The following is an 18,983-nucleotide window of genomic DNA, read 5'->3' as shown; positions in this document are numbered from 1 at the left end:
TGTGATCAGTTGAGTACAGTAGCAGTTGTTATTCTAAATTATAACGGAGCACATTTTCTCCGCCAGTTTCTTCCTACTGTCATTGAGCATAGTCAGGGAGCGGAAATTATTGTAGCTGACAATGCCTCCACGGATCAATCCATTGAAATTTTAAAAGCAGAATTCCCTCTTGTACGGCTCATACAATTAAAAGACAATTACGGTTTTTGTGGTGGCTATAACCGGGCCTTGCAAGAAGTGAAAGCCGATTATTACGTATTGCTCAACTCTGACGTTGAAGTTACTGCACACTGGCTTCAGCCCTTAGTCAAGTTATTGGATGAGTATGCTAACGTTGCCGCGGTGCAACCTAAAATCAAATCCTTTCACAACAAAGCATACTTCGAATATGCCGGAGCGGCCGGAGGTTTCATTGATAGTTTAGGCTATCCCTTTTGCAGGGGAAGAGTCTTTGATGAAGTTGAGAAAGACCTTGGTCAGTATAATGACAGTAAAGAAATATTCTGGGCTACGGGTGCCTGCATGGTGGTGCGCAGTAAATTATACCATCAACTTGGAGGATTGGATGAAGACTTCTTCGCGCACATGGAAGAGATTGATTTATGCTGGCGTTTGAAGCGACAAGGTCATGCTATCTATTATGTTGGAGCAAGTACCGTATATCATGTTGGTGGTGGTACTTTATCCAAACTGAATCCACGAAAGACTTATCTGAATTTCAGAAACGGACTTTCCTTGTTAATCAAAAACCTTCCCTTAACAGCGCTCCTCTGGAAACTACCCTTTAGAATTATATTAGATGATATCGCTGCCCTACGATTCTTGATAACAGGACAGGGCAAGCATGGATGGGCCATTATTCAGGCACATGTAGCTGTTTTGGTAAGACTTGGATCAAACCTGAGCAAGCGAACGTCAAGCCATAACCCCAGGTTAACAGGGATTTATTCAGGTCTGTTGATCTGGCAGCACTTTATAAAAAAGAGGAAGCCTTCCGTTTGACTGTTGATACACGCGATTATAAGTAAACCGCAGAGGGCGCTAAGGTTCGCAAAGTATAGAGACACATATAAGACAACAACTCCGTAAACCTTCGCGAGCTTTGCGGTTAAATTAAATTCCAAACCGCAGAGGGCGCTAAGGTTCGCAAAGTATAGAAACACATATATTAAGACAACAACTCCGCGAACCTCTGCGAGCTTTGCGGTTAAATTAAATTCCAAACCCCAGAGGGTGCTAAGGTTCGCAAAGTATAGAAACACATATATTAAGACAACAACTCCGCGAACCTCTGCGAGCTTTGCGGTTAAATTAAATTCCAAACCGCAGAGGGCGCTAAGGTTCGCAAAGTAAAGAGACACATATAGGACAACAACTCAGTGAACCTCCGCGAGCTTTGCGGTTAAATTAAATTCCAAACCGCAGAGGGCGCTGAGGTTCGCAAAGTAAAGAGACACATATAGGACAACAACTCAGTGAACCTCCGCGAGCTTTGCGCTTAGAAACTTAAAAATCCCAAATCGGGGTTCTTTTACGCTGATACTTGCGTAGATTCATAATGAAGGCCAGGGCCAAATAGATGAAAATAGGTGAGCCATAAGTTATAAAGGAGGCATAGATAAAGAAAAGCCTGATGCTCCAGGTCGCTACCCCCAATTTTTCACCCAGGCGATGGCAAACACCAAAAGCATAGTTCTCCCACAAAAATTGAACTTGATTTACGAAACCTTTCATAAAGATTAACCCGGGTTTTAACTTCTAAATACGCTCTTTATCGGAAAAACAGCAATTTGGTAACAAAGTTATGCAATGTCAGATTGTCAAATTTCGGCCAAATCACATTTTTTTGACTATTATTGCACAAAAATTACATCAAGTAGTAATACAACTCTAAAACTAACCAAAAACGTATTCCAATGAGAAAATTAGTTTACTCGCTACTCATCTTGGCTACCTTAACCATGGCGGGCTGTACGCTGCCCCAGATGATTAAGAAGGCAAAAGAGCAACAATTGACTGTTACTCCCAATCCCCTGGAAGTTCACAAGGACACCGTAGCCTTCGATATGGCTGCCAACCTCCCTGTAAAAATGCTTAAGAAAGGCACATCTTACACGATTAACCCTTTCTATAAGTATAACGACCAGGAATTAGCCGTCAGCCCTATCGAAATTAAAGCTGAAGACTATCCTAATTCAGGTACAGAACAGCCAAGAGCAACTAAATCTGTCTCATTCCCCTACCAGGCAGCCATGAAAACTGGTGTTCTGGAGATTGAAGGCGTAGCCTCAGCAAAAGGTAAGTCTAAGACTACACCTCGCATGCAGGTTGCTACTGGTCTTATCACCACTTCTAAATTAGTGAAGCCTGTATACCACGCTGCTTTCGCAGCTCACGGTTATAACAATGCTGAGGAAATTGTTCCAGTTGTTATCCCTGATTTCATTTTCGAACAAGGCCGTTCAGTATTACGTCCTTCTGAAACAAAGGCTGACAAAGGCAAGCAATTAGATGCATTCATCGCAGCTAAAAACTTAACGCGCACAGTTACCATCACAGGTACTCACTCTCCTGAAGGTGCTGAACGTATCAACAAAAAACTATCTGAAGAGCGTGCGGCAGCTATCGAAAAATACTACCGTGCTCAAATGAAGAAATACGACTACCAGGGCAAAGCTGATTCAATCAAGTTTATCTTGAAGCCAGTTGTTGAAGATTGGGCTGAATTTAAGAATGCCTTGTCTGCTTACGAAGGCATCTCTTCTGAAGAGAAATCTGCTTTCTTGAACATCGTTAACAATGGCTCTGATTTCGAATCACAGGAAAAAGAATTAAAGAAACTTGCTTCTTACAAGAAGGTTTTCAAAGAAGTATATCCTGGCTTACGTGCTGCTAAGACTGAAATCCTAACAGTAAAAGACAAGAAGACCGATGCTGAAATCTCTGTTTTGGCAAAACAAGTAGCTGGTGGTTCAGCTTCTGCTGATGCACTTACTTTTGAAGAAATGATGTACGCTGCAACGCTTACACCTTCTTTAGAAGAGAAAGCTGCCATTTACGAAGCCGCTACTAAAAAAGGTACTAACTGGAATGCTCACAACAACTTAGGCGCTGTATACATCGCTCAGGCTATTGAGAACCCGGCAAATGCTACTGACCTGGCTAATAAGGCTAAGGCTCAGTTAGACATCGCTGCAAAAATCAATGCAACAGGCGAAGTACACGCTAACCTTGCTTCTGTTAACATGATGATGGGCAACGCTTATGCTGCTTATAACCACGCTAACGCTGCGCTTGGTAAGAATTTATCATCTGACAACAGCCGTGGTGTAAATGGTGTTAAAGGTGCTGCTGAAATCGTTAAAGCTCAGTATGCTGAAGCGGTTCGTTCTACTTCATCTGCTACTGACAATGCTGACAACGCCTTCAACAAAGGCCTTGCTCAGGTATTGAATAAGGATTACCAAAACGCTGTAACTTCATTCGGTGAAGCTACTGGCAAGAACAGCAACCTGGCTATTGCTTACTACGGTGCTGCTGTAGCGCATGCTCGCTTAGGTAATGCTGATAAAGTGGTAGAAAGCTTAACAGCTGCTGTGCGCATCGATGCTTCTTTGAAGCAGGCTGCCCTTTCTGATCTTGAATTCTCTAAGTATGCGGCAACAGAAACGTTCCGCAATGCTTTGAAATAAGCAAAACACAATCATTGGATGAGAAACCCCTCTGCTAACGCGGAGGGGTTTTTTATTTACTTAAAATGATGGCCGGGCTTTTATACTAGGTCTGGTCATACTATTTTTACGCACTTTCTTAAAAATTATGAGAGAAATTCAGTTTAGAGAAGCCCTTCGGGAAGCCATGAGTGAAGAAATGCGCAGAGACCCCAGCGTATTTTTAATGGGTGAAGAGGTGGCAGAATATAACGGTGCTTATAAAGTAAGCCAGGGTATGTTAGAAGAATTCGGTCCTGATCGTGTAATCGACACCCCTATTGCTGAGCTTGGCTTTGCTGGTATTGGTGTGGGTGCAGCCATGAATGGCCTGCGTCCGATCATTGAGTTCATGACCTTTAACTTCTCACTGGTGGCTATCGACCCTATCATCAGCTCTGCAGCTAAAATGCTATCTATGTCTGGTGGTCAGATCAATGTGCCCATTGTGTTTCGTGGCCCAACCGGTAATGCCGGACAGTTGGGTGCACAACACTCCCAAAACTTTGAAAACTGGTATGCTAACACCCCTGGATTAAAGGTAGTAGTACCTTCCAATCCATACGATGCCAAAGGTTTGATGAAGTCTGCTATCCGCGACAATGACCCTGTCATTTTTATGGAGTCGGAAGTGATGTATGGTGAAAAGATGCATGTACCGGCTGAAGAATATTTGATTCCTATTGGTGTAGCCGACACCAAGCGTGAAGGTACAGATGTAACCATCGTTTCATTTGGTAAAATCATGAAAGTGGCCCTGGCCGCTGCCGAAGAATTGCAAAAGGATGGCATCTCTTGCGAGGTTATCGACTTGCGTTCTGTTCGTCCGATTGATTATGCTGCCATTGTTGAATCTGTTAAGAAAACAAATCGTTTAGTCATTGTTGAAGAGGCCTGGCCTTTATCTTCCATTGCTACTGAAATAACTTATCACGTTCAGAAGCACGCCTTCGATTATTTGGATGCACCGATACAACGTGTAAACAGTTTTGATGTACCACTCCCCTACGCACCTACTTTAATACAAGCTATTTTACCGAATGTAGAAAAGACTGTTAAGGCGGTTAAAGCCGTAATGTATCGGGATTGACGAACTTTAATTTCAAATTTCTAATAATAAAAAAAACCACTGACAAAATCAGTGGTTTTTTTTATTAATGAATATGAGCTTTTACCTGATCGTCTATAAAGTTTCAGGTTGATAAATTTTTACAAAACCATCTCCTTCGGAGCTTACCACAAGCAAGCTTTTGCCAGTGGGACTGTTAGAAGCCGGAATAAACAATACTCCTTCAGGAGCATCTCCGGTTTTAATGGCCTGCAGGAAAATCGGTGAAGATGGATTTGTGATGTCGTAAATCAATACTGCATCAGCACGTTCCAAACCTACAAAAGCAATCGTTTTTCCATTGATTGATGCTACCGTAACTCCTTCCGGTTCAACACCTTTATTATCACTGCGACTGTCATCGTATAATGAAGCATCAAAGTTAAGCAGCTCTTCTTCTAATTCTTTTCCACTGTCGAACACCAGCGCTCCGGTAGCACCATTCCAAATGGAGAAGGATCTTGCTCCAAATGAATATATCGCTTCATAAATTCCATCACCATTAGCATCGCCAAGTGTTGAGGTTACACCAAGTCTGCCTAATGACTCATCTTCCTGAAGATTGGCTGCATCCGGAAAACTAACAGGATCAAGGTCAAGATCTTTAACCCTTACTTCTTCTTCAAACACATCATATTCACGGGCATCACCTTCATTTGCACTTATTATGTAGTCAGTTCCGTTGGCCGAGAATGAGGCGATGGCATCTGGCATGTACACACCCTTAATTTTCCAGGTCTTAAGTTCCTTTACTTCGTCTCTGTCACTCACGTCCAGCGCATTTGCAGCTATGTTATGGTCTTTAAAACCCAGTGGTGTTATTGAAGTAATGGATTTCGTTAGTAAATCTATTTTGGCCATCGCATTATTCTCTTGCAAGGTAACCCACGCAGTTTGGGAATTCTTGGATACGGCAATGTATTCAGGCTCCAGGTCTTGGGCAAATGATGCATCAGGTCCGAATAAACGCAAGCCATTCGCCATCAATTGTTGAGCTGATGATGCAAATCCGCTGAAATCAATTGTGGTAACACTATAGTTACCTGCTACAGAAATAATAGATACAGATCCAACCGGATCGATAGAATAGTCTGCATTGGGTTCTCCTTCATTTGCCGAAAGAATTAATTTACCATCGGGTGAGAATGTTACCATATCCGGTAATGCGCCTACTGTAACTTCAGCAACTTTTGCCAATGTGCTAGTATTAAATACAACAATTTTACCGTTGTCAGTTTTATCGTTTGCTTCAATAGCTGCAGCAAGCAATCCATTAGAAACAGCCACACTGTTAACACCACCACCAAAAGATGTAATGTCGATAGAGGAAAGCAAGGCTGGCGAAGATGGATTCGTAATATCTACAACATCAATACGGGAAACACCAGAGTTGTTCACAACAAATAGCTTTTTTGAATCCGCATCGTAAGCCGTAATTTCAGATGCAGCCTCATCACCTAAATCAATCGAACCGATTTCTGAAAAAGTAGCAGGATCTTCACGGATACCTTCTGAGTCATCGCTGTCGCAGGCAGTAAAAAGTAAACTTAAACTAAGTAAAAAGTAAATGTAGTTTTGTTTCATATCTATGTTTTAAATGAGCTACAAATAAAATGTGTTGCTCATTGGCATAGATGAACCTAGTTTTAAGATTCCATTATCAAACCATTTTTAGTATGACCAATACTTTACTGGTATTACTTATATTGTAAAATATGTACCGTTTTGTTAAGCCACCCGTGAAAGGTGCTTAATAAACAAACGCTTCACCACAGGTAGTAAAGTTTGTTGCTCTGGAAATTTTGATTTAGATAATACCAGAAAGGTGGCTGGATTCGGCAGATCTTTAAAGCGCTTAACCAAATCAAGTTTCATGTTCTCGTAAGTCGTAGCCAGGCTACGGATTTGTGTCTCCAGGTAAATGGTCTGTAAACTTCTCATCGGCTCATGACTATCTTCGAAAATGCTTACCTGATACCGGTAGATAGCCGTTTCTCTTTCCGGAGGCTGACTGATGAACAAATAACCTTCGTTAGCATATAAGGGCGTTACTCCAACCGGAGCCAATTCACATTGTGATTCTACATGTTCATAAATAAGGGAACCTTCCTCTAATGAATTTTTAAATTGAGGCAAAGCATAATTTATGATAGCCTCCAATTCTTCCATAATCGAATCATCTTCCACCAATTGCTTATAACTCAACTCCAGCCTTTGCAAATCCTCGATAGAAAGCTCTTTAGGAAAAGCATCTTTAAAAATCATCTTCGTTCGTTTTAACTCCTGCAGATTTCTGAAGTGAAAAACCAAGTCGCCTAAATAGGGATACAACTCTACCCTACTGAAGGATTGCCGTACATTTTGCAGGTAAGCTAACAACATGTACTTCTTATACTCGAAGTCAATCAGTCCCTGCGTAATCCAGTCTTTCGATAAGTTCATACAATGAATTTTACCTCTTAAAATAATAAAAAAGCCAATTACATAAGCTTGTTTATAATAAGTCTAAATAAATTATATTTGCAGCTTAATGACCTCCCCAAAACGCATATTGGTAGCCGATAAGCAGGCCCTGACCCTGGCGGGTACAATTGCCTTGCTTGCACAACATGCTGAAGCCCAGGTTGTGGACATTGTAAAGCGTTATGAAGCCCTCCATGATGCCCTGCAGCAGCACAGGCCAGATATTCTGCTAATCGATTATAGTATAGGTGGTGAAGCTTGCCTGGACGATTTGACTAAACTCTCCACAGATTATCCGGAGACTTCCCTTTTCCTATTGTCGTCCGAAAAAGATAAGACACTCATTTTACGGGCTTTGCAAACGGGAGCGCCTGTTTATGTGACTAAAGAGTGTAGCGAACTGGAAATCCACAGGGCTATTGAAGCCAGTGTTAAAAGTGAAAAATTTTACTGCCAAAGTGTGCTTAACCTCATCATGGACAAGCACTTCGTCCAGCCGAATGAAGTCGCTGAGAGTGGCATACTAACCGCCAGAGAAAAGGAAGTACTAACGCTTTTAGCCAGAGGAAAACAGACGCAAGCGGTAGCTGAATTACTTTACCTAAGTCCACATACTGTACATACGCACAGAAAAAGCATTATTAAAAAGCTCAACATTAAATCTCCCACAGAATTTGTAGTAAGGGCTATGGACCTTGGTTTATTGTAAATATGTTATGTTGAACAGTCATCTATACCCTCCTCAGGGTATTTAAAAAATAGCCCAGATAAGCGATTGACGCAGACGCAAGTCAAATCTACCTTTGTTTAGAATTAATCTAAACAAGATGATAAGAAATATATTACTTATAGCTTTTTCCCTGTTTTCTATGGGACTTATGGCCCAAAGCGGCAGTATTAAAGGAAGTATCAAAACCAGCGATGGCAAACCTGCAGAATTTGTAAATGTGTCCATAAAAGGCACAGCGAAAGGATCCGTAACAAATAAAGAAGGCAACTTTCAGATCAGTAATCTGAAGCCCGGCACCTATCAAGTAGTGGCCACTTTTGTTGGTGCTTCCAAGCAGGAACAAAGTGTTGAAGTAAAAGCAAACGAAGTAAGCATTGTAGATTTTACTTTAGATGAAACGGCCACTGCCTTATCTGAGATAATGGTTACGGATACCCGCATCAATAGATACTATCGCAATGAAAACGCCATTGTTGCCAAGCAACCTCTAAAAGACCTGGAAAACCCGCAGGTCTATAACTCCATTTCAAAAGAAATTTTGGCAGACCAGGTAGTGACTAATTTTAATGATGCCTTAAAAAATGCTACAGGTGTTACACGTTTGTGGGAATCAACAGGGCGTGGCGGTGATGGTGCTGAGTTCTTTTCTTTACGTGGTTTTGCCGTACAACCTTCTATGGTAAATGGTTTGCCAAGCGTTAACAACGGTGGCCTTGATCCTGTAAATATTGAAACCATAGATGTTATCAAAGGTCCATCAGGTACATTGTTCGGAAGCCCACTTATTTCTTACGGTGGTTTGATCAACGTAACTACTAAAAGGCCTTATGAAACATTGGGTGGAGAGCTTACTTACATCAGCGGGAGCAATGCCTTGAACCGTTTTACGGCAGATGTTAATCTTCCATTAAGTGAGCAGGCTTTTGCGCGTATTAACACTGCGTATCATAGCGAAAACTCCTTTCAGGATGCCGGTTTTAAAAAGTCTTTTTTCATAGCGCCATCCTTCAAGTTTAAGGCTACTGAAAAACTTACTTTCCTGATCAATACGGAGTTTATGAATGCAGAGGCGGCCAACCCTGCCATGATTTTCCTGAGCCGTTATTCAGCACTGTCTTTTAACTCACTCGATATTTTTGAAAAGTACTATTCACGTTCTTTTACCAGCAACGATCTCTCTATTAAAAACCCAACGATGGGTATACAGGCGCAAGCCTTGTATAAACTTTCTGAGGCGTGGACATCACAAACAGTGGTATCGAGAAGCAGTGCAAAAACAGATGGCTACTATCATTACCTATGGGATTTCAGCGATGGCAATACTTTCGGAAGATATATTTCTAAACGTAATGGAGAAACCAATACTACAGACATTCAGCAAAACTTCATTGGTAATTTCTCCATTGGCAATGTTGAGAACAAAGTATTGATTGGTTTTGATTACTTCAACTCAGCCATTCACAATGCCAGCACGGGTTGGGTATTGGGAGGATCAGTTACATTGGCTGATGGAGCCGACACTGGTGTATTAACGAAAGCTGCTGTAGACAATTTACTGGCAGGTTCAAGTGAAGGGGTATCTACTGCAGAAAGTGAAGTGATCAGTGCTTATGTTTCGGACGTAATCAACCTAACACCTTCCCTATCGGTGTTAGCCAGCATACGTTTTGATCAGTTTGGTGGTAAAACTTCATATTACGCAACTGACGATGTAAAAGACCAAAATGCATTCTCACCCAAGTTTGGTTTGGTGTATCAATTACTTCCTGAAAAACTTTCAGTATTTGGTAATTACCTGAATGGATTTACCAACGTTGCTCCTGCTGAAGTATCTGACATTGACGGCAGCAATGTTCGTATGGTAACGTTTGACCCTGAACAAGCTAACCAATATGAATTCGGTGTAAAGAGTAATCTGCTCAATGGAAAACTATCTGCCACGGCTTCTTATTACAACATCGCGGTAAAGAACAGGGTGATGGTGGATCCGGATAATCAGAACAACTCTATACAAGGTGGTGAAGCGCAAAGCACTGGCTTTGAAGTCAGCTTAATAGCTAACCCAATTGAAGGACTGAACATTATTGCGGGCTACAGCAATAATGACAGTGAGATCGTTAAAGACAATCCTGGTGATGGTTATCTGGGCTTGCGTCCTGAAGAAGCGGGACCTGCGCAATTGGCTAACCTATGGATAAACTATACGCTTAGGCATGGCGCTGCAAAAGGTTTAGGTCTTGGCTTCGGTGGTAACTATGCAAGCGAAAACAAAACCTTGAACAGATCAACTACAGGTACTTTTGTATTACCGGAATATGCAGTACTGAATGCAGCCCTTTCGTACAATGGCGATAAGTACGGTATCATTTTGAAAGTAAATAACCTGACGGATAAAAAATACTACTCAGGTTGGTCAACAGTAACACCACAAAACCTGCGCAACATTTCATTAAGTCTTAACTATAAGTTTTAATAAGCGTCAGACTAAAAATTAAAATCATCCTCATCCACTTGATTTTCTTGATGCTTTTTTAATTGGCCTCACTCCTACCTCTCTCCTTTAGAGAGAGATAGAAGAATCAAGAAAATCAAGTGGTTATTTAAAGTACCAAATATTAGTTACACAATATTGATTTAGTTAAAAAAAAATAATGCAGTCCAATTTTAAAAAGATCATTGGCAAACTTCACCTCTGGCTCGGACTAACGTCCGGGCTAGTGGTTTTTATTGTCTCCATAACGGGGTGCATATACGCATTTCAATATGATTTACAGGAGTTCACACAAGACTACAGGCATGTAAATGAACAACGTGCTGCATTCCTGCCACCTTCTATACTCAAAGACATAGCAGAGGCAAAATTGCCTGGCAAGAAAATTCACGGTGTGCAATACGAAGGGAAAGCAAGAGCTGCCTTTGTAAGCTTCTATGAGTTTGATCCTTTTTATTACTACCTGGTTTACATCAATCCTTATACAGGTGAAGTGCTGAAGGTAAAAAACATGTCGCACGACTTTTTCTACCAAGTCTTGCAAGGTCATTATTATTTATGGTTACCCGCTTCCATCGGACAACCGCTTGTCGCCACCTCTTGCCTCATTTTTCTGATCATGCTTATCACAGGTATAGTGTTATGGTGGCCTAAAAAAAATAAAGCCAAGCAACGCTTTACTATTAAATGGAATGCACGCTGGCGCAGAAAGAATTATGACCTGCATAATGTATTTGGTTTTTATTCCTTATTCATAACCCTCATACTTGCCATCACCGGATTGGTCTGGGGCTTTCAATGGTTTGGCGTAGGTGTTTATTTAATGGCTGGTGGTGATAAGGCGGCCATTTATGAAGAGCAGCACAGCCCAAAATCTACCGCTACCTTTCAGCAACCCGTAGATGTTTTATGGGCAAGACTTCGCACTGAAAATCCACAGGCTGAAATCCTGGAAGTGCATTTCCCAGAGAGTGATTCAGGTGCCATCGCAGCCACGATCAATCCCGATCGGCTCACTTACTGGAAGGCAGACTATCGCTTCTTCAATCAATATACTCTAGCAGAAATAGAAGCTAACCAGATCTATGGCAAGCACGAGAAAGCCACTGCGGCCGACAAACTGATCCGCATGAATTACGACATTCATACCGGAGCCATCATGGGTTTTGCCGGCAAACTGCTGGCGTTCTTTGCCAGCCTGATTGCCGCCTTCCTACCTGTTACCGGAACCTTCATTTGGTGGGGTCGCAGAAATAAAAAGAAGGCTGAAAAGGTAGTTACCACACCAAAAGGAGAGTCATTCCCTGACACCAAGGAGGTAATTACCGTCTGATCTCCGCGCTGCATTCCTGCCATCTTGCCATTTTTCAGCCAGACACCTGACAAGTACCTGTCTGAAAATGAGGTTAAAAGGCTTAAAATGGAAAAAATGTCTTTTATTCGCTCGATTTTTGGCTATGGCACAATATCTGACAAGCCACGTCATATCATTAATATTTCAACCTAATTATTCAGTACGTATATGTCAAAAATTAACTTCAAACCCAACGAAGACAGAGTGCTTGTGGAAGCAGCTCCTGCAGAAGAAAAGACCTCTTCTGGCATTATCATTCCCGACACGGCTAAAGAGAAGCCCCAGAAAGGAAAAGTTATAGCCGTTGGCGATGGCTTAAAAGACAAACCTGTAACAGTGAAAGTTGGTGACAACATCCTGTACGGTAAGTATGCTGGTACAGAAATTACCATCGAAGGTAAAGAATACCTGATCATGCGTAACTCTGACATTTTCGGTACTATTTAATTCACTCAAACAATCACTACAATGGCTAAAGAAATTACATTCGATACCTCTGCACGCGACAGACTGAAAAAAGGCGTTGACAAATTAGCAGACGCAGTAAAAGTTACCCTTGGTCCTAAAGGACGTAACGTCATTCTTGATAAGAAATTCGGAGCTCCTACAGTTACAAAAGACGGTGTGTCAGTAGCTAAGGAAATTGAATTGAAAGACCCAATCGAAAACATGGGTGCACAATTGGTAAAAGAAGTTGCCTCTAAGACTGCTGATGCAGCCGGTGATGGTACTACAACTGCGACCGTATTGGCACAATCTATCTATGCACACGGTATCAAGAACGTAGCCGCTGGCGCTAATCCGATGGATCTTAAGCGTGGTATCGACAAGGCGGTTCATGCCGTTGTTGATAACCTTAGAAAGCAAAGCAAGAAAATCAAAGATTCAAGCGAAATACAACAAGTGGCTACCATCTCTGCTAACAGCGATGAGACGATCGGTAAGATGATTGCTGATGCCATGGAGAAAGTAGGCAAAGATGGTGTTATCACGGTTGAAGAAGCGAAAGGAACTGAAACTGAAGTGAAGACCGTAGAAGGTATGCAGTTCGATCGCGGTTACCTATCTCCTTACTTTGTAACCAACGCAGAGAAAATGGAAGCGGAATTAGACAGCCCTTACATTTTGATCTACGATAAAAAAATCAGCAGCATGAAGGAATTATTGCCTGTACTGGAGCAAACAGCTCAGACTGGCAAGCCACTTGTTATCATAGCTGAGGAAGTTGAAGGTGAAGCTTTAGCTACTTTAGTAGTGAACAAAATCCGTGGTGCCCTCCGTGTAGCGGCTGTTAAAGCGCCAGGCTTTGGCGATCGCAGAAAAGCTATGTTGGAAGATATCGCCATCTTAACGGGTGGACAGGTGATCAGCGAAGAGCGTGGTTTCAAACTTGATAACACAACGCTTGACATGCTTGGCCGTGCTGAGAAAATAAACATTGATAAAGACAATACTACTATCGTAAATGGTGCTGGTAAAAAAGCAGACATCACAGGTCGTGTAGCACAGATCAAAGCACAGATTGAGACTACAACCTCTGACTACGATAAAGAAAAATTACAAGAGCGTTTAGCGAAGCTTTCAGGTGGTGTGGCTATCCTGTATATCGGTGCCGCTACTGAAGTTGAAATGAAAGAAAAGAAAGACCGTGTAGATGATGCCTTGCACGCAACACGTGCTGCTGTACAAGAAGGTATCGTTGCTGGTGGTGGTGTAGCCTACATCCGTGCTATCGAATCTTTAAAAGACCTGACAACACTTGGTCTTGACAACGAAGATCAGGCAACTGGTGTGAACATCGTTCGCCTGGCGCTTGAGTCTCCTCTAAGGACCATCGCTGAAAATGCCGGTCAGGAAGCTTCAGTAATTGTGAACAAGGTGAAAGAAGGCAAGAAAGATTATGGATACAATGCCCGTGAGAACAAGTTCGAAAACTTCTTCGAAGCAGGTATCATCGATCCTACTAAAGTTTCTCGCTTAGCGCTTGAAAACGCAGCCTCTATCTCTGGCTTGTTGTTAACAACCGAAGCAGTAGTGTCTGAAATTCCTGAAGAACATCCAGCACCAGCTATGCCTCAGGGCGGTGGCATGGGCGGCATGATGTAATCAGTTGACCTGTAACTAGTAAAAGGCTTCCTCGCAAGGGGAAGCCTTTTTTATTATGCCACAAATTACACAAATAGACACAGAGGCAGTGCTTTGTTATAGGCCACCTGGCTATTGCCAAAACTATAATTTGCTGGAGCTTATACCGACCCGGTAGACAAAGCCTATTGATCTGTGCTATCTGTGGCATATAGTTCATCTTTTTTGAAAAAAAGTGAGAGAATTTTGAATTGGCGTTTGCAAATAAAAAGCCTAAAACTATCTTTGCACTCCCATTTAGCACGGTCCGTTCGTCTAGGGGTTAGGACACCAGATTTTCATTCTGGTAACACGGGTTCGATTCCCGTACGGACTACAAGCCATAGTGCGAAGCCCTTGTAATTCAATGAGTTGCAAGGGTTTTTTGTTTTATAACCACAGAGAACACGAAGGTTCGCGAAGTGCTGCACTTTTCTTTTCCAAGCTCTGCACTTAAAAAACACTTCTGCATCGGACGAAAAATACTTCCTAAGCGCAAAGAGCGCGAAGGTTCGCAGAGCAACAACTTCTTCTTTGCAAACCTCTACGAGCGCTGTGGTTTATTTAAGATACCACAATGTGAGACGATACTTTAAAAAGAAAAAAACTTTCTAATTGGGAAGACCCAAAGCGTGATACTTAGTTGTACCAGTCATTGCCTACTGTCAACTGATTTATTTCGAATAGGAAACTAGCCCCTCTTTACCAAAGAGGCACTTCCCTGCGCAGTGGGAAAAATAGTGACATCTGCCAGCACTACATGTGCAGGTGCTTGTAGTGCATACAGAATAACATCTGCGATATCTACTGGCTTAAGTGGTTCTAAGCCTTTATAAACCGTAGCTGCTTTCTCTTCATCACCTTTAAATCTTACAACTGAAAATTCTGTTTCTACCAGGCCTGGATGTATGCCCGTTACCTTTATTCCGAAAGGATATAAATCCATACGCATGCCTTTAGTGAGGGCATCTACAGCAAACTTACTGGCGCAATACACATTACCATTGGGATATACTTCTTTACCTGCAATAGAACCAATGTTAATGATATGTCCCTGTCTGCGATCGGTCATACCAGGAATAACTTCTTTGGATACATACAAGAGACCTTTCACGTTAATGTCAATCATGGCGTCCCAATCTGCAATAGCACCTGTCTGAATCGGATCCAGGCCATGTGCATTGCCGGCATTATTAATCAATACATCAATGGCTTTCCATTCAACAGGAAGACTTTGCAATGCTTTAGCAGTTGCTTGCTGATCACGCACATCAAAACTTAGTGTATGAATTTCGGTTGAGGACTGCAACTCATCAACCATTGCCTGCAGGCGGTCTACCCTGCGACCGCACAGGATCAGTTTAAAATTATTTTTAGCTAATAACCTGGCCGTGGCAGCGCCTATGCCGGAAGTAGCGCCAGTGATCAATGCAATTCGTTTTGTCATTATTGAAAAACAAGGTAAACGGTAATGGTATTAGTATTAATTCTTGAAAGTGGTTGACCGAAAGGATTATTCGGATCTTTTAACAGATTGCTGAGCCCTTTCGAAAAGCGGATCTCAGGAGAAAACTTAAACAAGGGATAATAAAAGTCGAAGCCAACCCCTCCCTCGATAGCCAGGTTAAACTCGCGCACGCTTAATCTGCTGGTAATGGCATCCAGATCCTTTTTTCCTGAAGCTTCAATGCCTGGCTTTACACCACCAATCATGTACATCCTGAAGTTACCCCTGCGAATGGATTGGTACTTTGCTAAAATAGGTAACTCAACCATGGTAGTCTCAATTACCTGTTCATTCGTAGGCTGGCCTGTCGTTCGCAGATAGCGATAGGCCAATGCATGTTCGTAGAAAGCCACCTGCGGTGTGAGACGCAGATCCAGAAACTCTGCTACTCTATAATTCACGATAAAACCAAGTGCAAAACCTTGCCTCCATTCAGGATCAACCGAATAAACTGAATCAAAGGCGGGTGTTACAAAGGCATCTGAATATTTTATCTGATAGGCTGTTGTATGCAGTCCAATTAAAAATCCATAGGTTAACTTCTTACGCTGATCGTAGTTGGGATTGTTTTTATTTTCGTACCTTTTATTGGTATAATATTGGGCTGAAACTGACTGACTAGTAGACAACAAAGCTATTAATACCAAAGCGGCAGAGTATATCTGAAGCCTTAAACTGGCAACTGAGTATCTATCTGTCGAGAAAACCTGCTGCATGTTATTTTTTACCGGTATATATCGAACTGATTCCAAATGTTAATGGCCGGTCTGTAGTTTCAGTAAAACCGACTTTGCTTAGAACGTTCAAAAAATCTTTTCCGTATGGGAAGGCATCCACTGATTCTGGTAAATAAGTATAGGCTGCACTATCCTTTGATAACCAAGAGCCTACTCTGGGGAGTATGTTCTTAAAATAAAACCCGTACAACTGTTTGAAGGGAAATGAATTCGGCTTTGAAAACTCAAGTACCACAATTCTACCATCCGGCTTTAATACTCTCCTGATTTCGGCCAAGCCTTTTTCCAGGTTTTCGAAATTGCGAACCCCAAATGCTACAGTTACAGCATCAAATGTATTATCGGCAAAAGGTAAGTTCTCTGAGTCTCCGGACTTCATCTCAATCTTATGACTGAATCCCCGGTCGGCCATCTTTTTTCTGCCCACATTGAGCATACCTTCAGAAATATCTACACCAATGATTTTATGGGGGTTAAGGTCTAATGCCTGAATGGCAAAATCCCCGGTTCCGGTTGCTACATCCAACAGCATCTTGGGCTTAAAAGGTTTTAGATAGTTGATGGCCTTTTTACGCCAACCCTTATCTATACCCATACTCAAAAAATGATTAAGGAAATCATAGCGATGACTGATGTTATCAAACATCTTAGCCACTTGCTCCTTCTTACTGCCGCTCTCTTCTTTATAAGGTACTACCGCCATGTTATTATAATCGCTGTTCAATTTTTCTATACATCTGCAAACACACCCAGGCATCGGTAGCCGCATATTCTATTTGCTTTTCCGTAAGTGTGGGAGCTTCCCAATTGGAGGTTTGTGCGCTCTTTGATATTCTAAAACCCAAAAGCAAGCCAGTTAGTTTTTTTACACTTTCAACTTCTACGCCAACCTGCTTTGTCAATTGTGTCAATTCAACAAAACCACCTGGCGAAAATGGCTGTAAGCGTTGCAAGGCATTCAAATCGTCTCTCAATCCTACACCCACCTTGTGAACTGTTGTATTTTCAAGAAAGTCTCTTAGCTCAGGAATAAAACCGGTTTGCTGCAATCTTACCAGCCATACTCTTTCTTCGGCTGCAAATTGCATAAGGGCTACGTTGTATCGTTGTCCTTTTACAAAAGCGGGCCTTGTTTCCGTATCGAAACCAAGATGACCCGCCTTTTCCATTTCTTTTAAGGAACGTGTAAGTTTTACAGGATCAGTAATGACAGAAACATGTCCTTTATAGGCATGAAGGGGCAAGGTTTGTATCTCTTCGTGCGTTATAGAGTTGGTAAAGATATTGTCTTCGTTAAGCTTGTTTTGTCCCATCGTCACTAAACCTTCTGATCTTATAATTCAAATATGCCTGCAGCACCGTCATGAGCGGACTGATGTAACAAAAGATTGCGAATGGTGCGTAGGCCCAGGTTGAAACACCTAGCACGCTGGATTGTGTTGCCCCGCAAGTATTCCATGGAATCAATACAGAGGTTACCGTTCCTGAATCTTCCAAGGTTCTGCTCAACACCTCTGGTTTTAATCCACGCTTGCGATACGTATCAGCAAACATTCTGCCCGGCACTGCAATGGCCATGTACTGGTCTGAGGCTGTGAGGTTGAAGAAGATACAAGTCGCAGCTGTTGAAGCCACTAGTGAGCCTGTAGAGTGTGCAAACATGATAATTCTCTCAGCTATAACTCGCAACATGCCACAGGATTCCATTACTCCACCAAACATCATGGCACAAATGATTAACCAAATCGTGTTCATCATACCGTACATACCTTTGGATGAGAGTAACCCTGTTATCATCTCATTATCAGTTTGGATAGAGGTCGATGCCGACATTGATTTCATAACCGCAAGGAAAGATGACTTAAAGAAATCTGTACTGATTCCAGAAACCTGATTGATGATGTGTGGCTGAAAAATGATAGCAAAAACTCCACCTAACAACGAGCCAATCAATAATGCAGGAAGCGCTGGCACTTTCTTTATAATCATAAAAATTACCACAGCCGGCACTACAAAAAGAACAGGATTAAGATTAAAGGCTGAATCAATGGCCTGCATAACAGCTTCAGTTTCTGTTGCTGTATCTCCTGTTTCTAATGTAAAGCCCCAGACAAAGAAAACAGCCAGTGTTATTATCAGTGTGGGTACTGTCGTATACATCATATACCGAACGTGCGTAAACAAATCAGTGCCCGCCATCGCTGGCGCAAGATTGGTTGTATCCGAAAGCGGAGACATTTTATCGCCAAAATAAGCACCAGAAATAATGGCACCTGCAATAAGCGGCTCTGAAATACCAAGGGTTTTACCAATACCCAATAATGCAATACCAACAGTTGCTACCGTGCTCCACGAGCTACCAGTTGCCAATGAAACAATGCAGCAGACAATGGTTGCTGCAAACAAAAAAATGGTAGGATTCAATATTTTAAGACCGTAGTAAATCATGGCAGGAACTATACCACTCAATAACCAGGTACCTGACAAAGCACCAATGACCATTAAGATAAGGATGGCAGCCATGGCTGAGCTGATGCTTTTTACAATGCTGTGCTCAATCTCTGACCATTTATAACCTAACCTGACAGAGAAAATACCCGCCACACCTGCAGCGATAACCATAGCCACCTGGTTGGGGCCACCCGTGGCATCAGCACCAAAAATGATCACATTAACCGCTAATAATAACACCAGAACAGCTATGGGGATGAGGGCCTGCCAAAGAGCAGGAACACGCTTGGTTTCAGTCATGAAAAAGT

The 18,983-nt window shown here is 42.1% G+C and carries 16 protein-coding genes and 1 tRNA gene; 9 read left to right on the top strand and 8 right to left on the bottom strand.

Annotated features, from left to right (window positions below; translation table 11 throughout):
- Positions 1-9 precede the first annotated feature (9 nt).
- On the top strand, positions 10-1,002 hold the full coding sequence (locus tag ACO1XM_RS02855; protein WP_486225604.1) for a glycosyltransferase family 2 protein: 993 nt from the start codon (positions 10-12) through the stop codon (positions 1,000-1,002).
- Positions 1,003-1,506: 504 nt separating this feature from the next.
- Here ACO1XM_RS02855 and ACO1XM_RS02850 read toward each other — a convergent pair.
- Positions 1,507-1,734, bottom strand: a complete 228-nt coding sequence (locus ACO1XM_RS02850; RefSeq protein WP_486225602.1) for a PspC domain-containing protein — start codon at positions 1,732-1,734, stop codon at positions 1,507-1,509.
- 182 nt (positions 1,735-1,916) lie between these two features.
- On the opposite strand from ACO1XM_RS02850, the gene ACO1XM_RS02845 reads away from it, so the two are divergent.
- Complete coding sequence (locus ACO1XM_RS02845; protein WP_486225600.1) at positions 1,917-3,692, top strand: TPR end-of-group domain-containing protein; 1,776 nt, start codon at positions 1,917-1,919, stop codon at positions 3,690-3,692.
- Positions 3,693-3,819: 127 nt separating this feature from the next.
- Positions 3,820-4,800: a pyruvate dehydrogenase complex E1 component subunit beta gene (locus tag ACO1XM_RS02840; RefSeq protein WP_486225598.1), complete on the top strand. Its 981-nt coding sequence runs from the start codon at positions 3,820-3,822 to the stop codon at positions 4,798-4,800.
- Positions 4,801-4,893: 93 nt separating this feature from the next.
- Here the strand turns inward: ACO1XM_RS02840 and ACO1XM_RS02835 are convergent, their stop codons facing one another.
- Complete coding sequence (locus ACO1XM_RS02835) at positions 4,894-6,402, bottom strand: choice-of-anchor I family protein (RefSeq protein ID WP_486225596.1); 1,509 nt, start codon at positions 6,400-6,402, stop codon at positions 4,894-4,896.
- 144 nt (positions 6,403-6,546) lie between these two features.
- Positions 6,547-7,260, bottom strand: coding sequence for a hypothetical protein (locus ACO1XM_RS02830; protein WP_486225594.1), 714 nt, complete (start codon positions 7,258-7,260; stop codon positions 6,547-6,549).
- Positions 7,261-7,348: 88 nt separating this feature from the next.
- Between ACO1XM_RS02830 and ACO1XM_RS02825 the strand changes: the two genes are divergently transcribed.
- From ACO1XM_RS02825 to ACO1XM_RS02800, 6 genes are all read left to right on the top strand, one after another.
- Entirely contained in the window at positions 7,349-7,990 is a 642-nt protein-coding gene (locus ACO1XM_RS02825; RefSeq protein WP_486225593.1) for a LuxR C-terminal-related transcriptional regulator, read from the top strand.
- Positions 7,991-8,108: 118 nt separating this feature from the next.
- On the top strand, positions 8,109-10,484 hold the full coding sequence (locus ACO1XM_RS02820; RefSeq protein WP_486225591.1) for a TonB-dependent siderophore receptor: 2,376 nt from the start codon (positions 8,109-8,111) through the stop codon (positions 10,482-10,484).
- A 178-nt stretch (positions 10,485-10,662) separates the two neighbouring features.
- The gene (locus ACO1XM_RS02815; RefSeq protein WP_486225590.1) at positions 10,663-11,835 is read left to right on the top strand and encodes a PepSY-associated TM helix domain-containing protein; all 1,173 of its coding nucleotides are present in this window, start codon (positions 10,663-10,665) and stop codon (positions 11,833-11,835) included.
- A gap of 189 nt (positions 11,836-12,024) precedes the next feature.
- The gene (locus tag ACO1XM_RS02810) at positions 12,025-12,303 is read left to right on the top strand and encodes a co-chaperone GroES (RefSeq protein WP_127120589.1); all 279 of its coding nucleotides are present in this window, start codon (positions 12,025-12,027) and stop codon (positions 12,301-12,303) included.
- Positions 12,304-12,324: 21 nt separating this feature from the next.
- Positions 12,325-13,962, top strand: coding sequence for a chaperonin GroEL (groL, locus tag ACO1XM_RS02805; RefSeq protein ID WP_486225589.1), 1,638 nt, complete (start codon positions 12,325-12,327; stop codon positions 13,960-13,962).
- 283 nt (positions 13,963-14,245) lie between these two features.
- Positions 14,246-14,317, top strand: a tRNA-Glu gene (locus ACO1XM_RS02800).
- A gap of 354 nt (positions 14,318-14,671) precedes the next feature.
- On the opposite strand, the gene ACO1XM_RS02795 is transcribed toward ACO1XM_RS02800, so the two are convergent.
- From ACO1XM_RS02795 to nhaC, 5 genes are read right to left on the bottom strand one after another with little or no spacing between them, the layout of a single operon-like run.
- A complete protein-coding gene (locus ACO1XM_RS02795; protein ID WP_486225588.1) occupies positions 14,672-15,427 on the bottom strand; it encodes an SDR family NAD(P)-dependent oxidoreductase in 756 nt (251 codons plus the stop codon).
- On the bottom strand, positions 15,427-16,203 hold the full coding sequence (porT, locus tag ACO1XM_RS02790; protein ID WP_486225587.1) for a type IX secretion/gliding motility protein PorT/SprT: 777 nt from the start codon (positions 16,201-16,203) through the stop codon (positions 15,427-15,429). The genes ACO1XM_RS02795 and porT overlap by 1 nt, the downstream gene beginning before the upstream one ends.
- Before the next feature lies 1 nt (position 16,204).
- Positions 16,205-16,927 carry a bifunctional demethylmenaquinone methyltransferase/2-methoxy-6-polyprenyl-1,4-benzoquinol methylase UbiE gene (ubiE, locus tag ACO1XM_RS02785; protein ID WP_486225586.1) on the bottom strand — a complete coding sequence of 241 codons (723 nt, stop codon included), beginning with the start codon at positions 16,925-16,927 and terminating at the stop codon, positions 16,205-16,207.
- A 4-nt stretch (positions 16,928-16,931) separates the two neighbouring features.
- The gene (locus tag ACO1XM_RS02780; RefSeq protein ID WP_486225585.1) at positions 16,932-17,537 is read right to left on the bottom strand and encodes a 3'-5' exonuclease; all 606 of its coding nucleotides are present in this window, start codon (positions 17,535-17,537) and stop codon (positions 16,932-16,934) included.
- Positions 17,518-18,975: a Na+/H+ antiporter NhaC gene (gene nhaC, locus ACO1XM_RS02775; protein WP_486225584.1), complete on the bottom strand. Its 1,458-nt coding sequence runs from the start codon at positions 18,973-18,975 to the stop codon at positions 17,518-17,520. The genes ACO1XM_RS02780 and nhaC overlap by 20 nt, the downstream gene beginning before the upstream one ends.
- Positions 18,976-18,983: the final 8 nt, after the last annotated feature.

The sequence above is a fragment of the Chryseotalea sp. genome, assembly GCF_057350905.1.
This window is presented reverse-complemented; position numbering and strand designations above follow the sequence as displayed.